Consider the following 3215-nt stretch of genomic DNA (forward strand, 5'->3'; position numbering starts at 1 on the left):
CTCCGGCACCCCCGGCCTGCCCGACCTCACCCCCGGAACGCCCTTGCCCACCGCGCTGCACACGGTCGTCGCCGGCCGTACGATCCACCGCCCGCCGAACGGGTGACCTGCGCTTTCCGTTATGCGGCCGAACGGTGCGCGGTGGACCGGCGGCGGCGTGTCGCGGCCGCGCGGGCACCTCGCCACTGACCTGCTGATTTACGAGGAGTCCGCAGGTCACAGGGGTGTTGACAGTGGCTGGTCGGGGGCGAGTAGGTTCGGCCAGGTCCACCACAGGACGTCGGACCGGGGGCTCTCCGCGAGTGCGTCGAACACCGCTGGGCCATGGGGCGCCGCGCCGCACGCGCGCCGCCACTGGCAGCCAGGTCCAGTGTCCGCGACGCGGAACGCGGGGGGAGTGCCGCCCGATCGACAGGTGTGACCCGGGAAGGGCCCGGACGCCCAGTAGACAACGGCCTCGGTGCCGAGCCGCAGCCAGCGGTTCCCAGGTCGGCCCGAAGGGTGTCCGGGCCCGCTCCCGTTGTGCGCCCCTGACCCTCCGGGGTGCCCCGTTCCGCCGGTTGAGGGACCACCCCTGGTCAGTGGCTGGTCGCGCCGTTCCCCGCGCCCCCGAGTAGGTGCGGCACGCCGCGTGGTTGCCCTGGGTGGACCCGCCCTGGGCATACCGCCAGGAACACGCGGTACGGTCACCTTCGTCAGCTCTCTCCACCTGCAAGGGAAGGCCGCGAACGTGCGCCTGCGTCCGCCGAACGCCCCCGCGGCGCCCACCGGGGTCCTGCCCCCCGCCGAAGTGAGCGTCGTACCGGTCGTACCGGTGACGCGGCGCGCCCGGTGGAAGGCCGCCGCCAGGGCAGCGGCCCCCAGGAGTGGGGTGGCCGCTGCCTTCGGCCTGATGATGGCCGCCGCGTTCCCGCCGTACGGCGTGTGGCCGCTGTCCGTGGTCGCGGTGGCCGGCCTCGCGCTGGTGCTGGAGGGCCGCACGGTCCGGCAGGGCGCGTGGCTGGGCTTCGCCTTCGCGTTCCCGTTCTTCCTGTGGCTGCTGGTGTGGCTGCGGTCGGTGATCTGGCTCGCCGTGGTGGGCCTGTCCGCGATCGAGGCACTGTACGTGGTGGTGATGGCCGCCTTGATGGTGGTGGCCCGCCGGCTGCCGTGGTGGCCGCTGTGGGCGGCCTGCCTGTGGGTGACCCAGGAACTGGTCCGCGACCGCCTGCCGTTCGGCGGGTTCCCATGGGGCCGGCTGGCGTTCGCGAACACCGGCTCGCCGTTCACCCCGCTCGCCGCGCTCGGCGGCGCTCCGCTGGTGAGCTTCGCGGTGGCGCTCAGCGGCACCCTGCTGGCCGCGGCGGCGCTCGCCGCCTTCCGGGCCTACCGCGCCCGCGCCGCGGACCCGCGGACCCCGGCGCCGACCGTACGCGGCGCCCTGCCCGCGGCCGGCGCCCTCGTACTGTCCGCGGCCGTGCTGCTCTCCGGCCTGCTCGTGCCGATCCACACCAACGCGGTCGGCCATGTGAAGATCGCCATCGTGCAGGGCAACGTGCAGCAGCCCGGCATGCACTTCCTCGGCCGCCCGATGAAGATCCTCGACAACCACGTGCAGGCCACCTTGAAGCTCGCCGCGGACATCAAGGCGGGCAAGGTGCCCAAGCCCGACATCGTGCTGTGGCCGGAGAACTCCTCCGACCTGGACCCGTTCACCTACCCGCTGGCGTACGACAAGATCACCGAGGCGGTCCAGGCGGTCGGCGTGCCGATACTGGTCGGTGCGCTGGTCGACGGCCCGGACAAGGCGCACGTGCAGAACGAGGGCATCGTCTGGGACCCGGTCACCGGCCCCGGCGCCCACTACACAAAGCAGCACCCCGTGCCGTTCGGCGAGTACGTCCCGTTTCGCAAAGAGTTGACCAAGGTCATCCCGATGCTCAACGAGATCCCGAAGGACTTCTACCCAGGTAAGGGCACCGGGGTGATGCAGATCGGCCCGGCGAAGCTCGGCGACGTCATCTGCTTCGAGGTGGCCTACGACGGAATTGTGCGCGACACAGTGAACGCCGGGGCCCGCGCCATCGTCGTACAGACCAACAACGCAACTTACGGCCGCACCGGCCAGCCTGACCAGCAGCTCGCGATGTCCAAGCTGCGCGCGGTCGAGCACGGCCGGGCCGTGGTCACCGCGGCGACCAGTGGGATCAGTGCGGTGGTCGAGCCGGACGGGACGATCGAGAAGCGCAGCAAGGAGTTCACCCAGCAGGTCATCAGCGCCGACATTCCGCTGCGCGACGAGCGGACCATCGCGGACCGAGTTGGTGCGGCACCTGAGTGGGCACTCGCTATGGTTGGTCTCCTGTCCTGCGCGGCCGCCACCGCGATCGGCAGGCTGGAGCGCAAGCGCATGGCGAAAGGGCAGACGCAGCAGTGAACGAGGACGAGCAGCGGAGCTTCGACTCCCTCGGCAAGGTCCTGGTCATCATCCCCACCTACAACGAGGCGGAGAACGTCCTGCCGATCGTCAAGCGGGTGCGGACCTCGGTGCCCGAGGCGGACATTCTGGTCGCCGACGACAACAGCCCGGACGGAACCGGCAAGTTGGCGGACGAGCTGGCCGCCGACGACCCGCAGGTGCACGTGATGCACCGCAAGGGCAAGGAGGGCCTCGGCGCGGCCTACCTGGCCGGGTTCCAGTGGGGGATCGACCACGACTACGACGTACTGGTCGAGATGGACGCCGACGGGTCGCACCAGCCGGAGGAACTGCCGCGGCTGCTCACCGCGTTGAAGAGCGCCGACCTGGTGCTCGGCTCACGGTGGATTCCCGGCGGCCGGGTGGTGAACTGGCCCAAGCACCGCGAGTACCTCTCCCGGAGCGGCAGCACCTACTCCCGGCTGATGCTCGACGTGCCGATCCGTGACGTCACCGGCGGCTACCGGGCCTTCCGGCGGCAGACCCTGGAGAGCCTGGGCATGGGCGACATCGCCTCCGCCGGGTACTGCTTCCAGGTCGACCTGGCCTGGCGCGCGGTGAAGGCCGGCTTCCACGTGGTCGAGGTGCCGATCACCTTCATGGAGCGCGAGCGCGGCGACAGCAAGATGAGCCGCAACATCGTGGCCGAGGCGCTGTGGCGGGTCACCGCGTGGGGTGTCGGCGCGCGGGCGAGCAAGATCACCGGGCGCCGTCAGCTGCCGTAGCGCAAGGGGCGGTGCAGGGGGCGGTACAGGGC

2 protein-coding genes are annotated in these 3215 nt (G+C 71.3%); both read left to right on the forward strand.

Annotated features, from left to right (window positions below; genetic code table 11):
• Positions 1-775: 775 nt before the first annotated feature.
• Positions 776-2416, forward strand: a complete 1641-nt coding sequence (gene lnt / locus AC13HU_RS34675) for an apolipoprotein N-acyltransferase (RefSeq protein ID WP_483045972.1) — start codon at positions 776-778, stop codon at positions 2414-2416.
• Entirely contained in the window at positions 2413-3183 is a 771-nt protein-coding gene (locus AC13HU_RS34680; RefSeq protein WP_483045971.1) for a polyprenol monophosphomannose synthase, read from the forward strand. Before lnt ends, AC13HU_RS34680 begins: the two co-directional genes overlap by 4 nt.
• Positions 3184-3215 lie beyond the last annotated feature (32 nt).

Source organism: Streptomyces sp. NH27 (assembly GCF_056859195.1).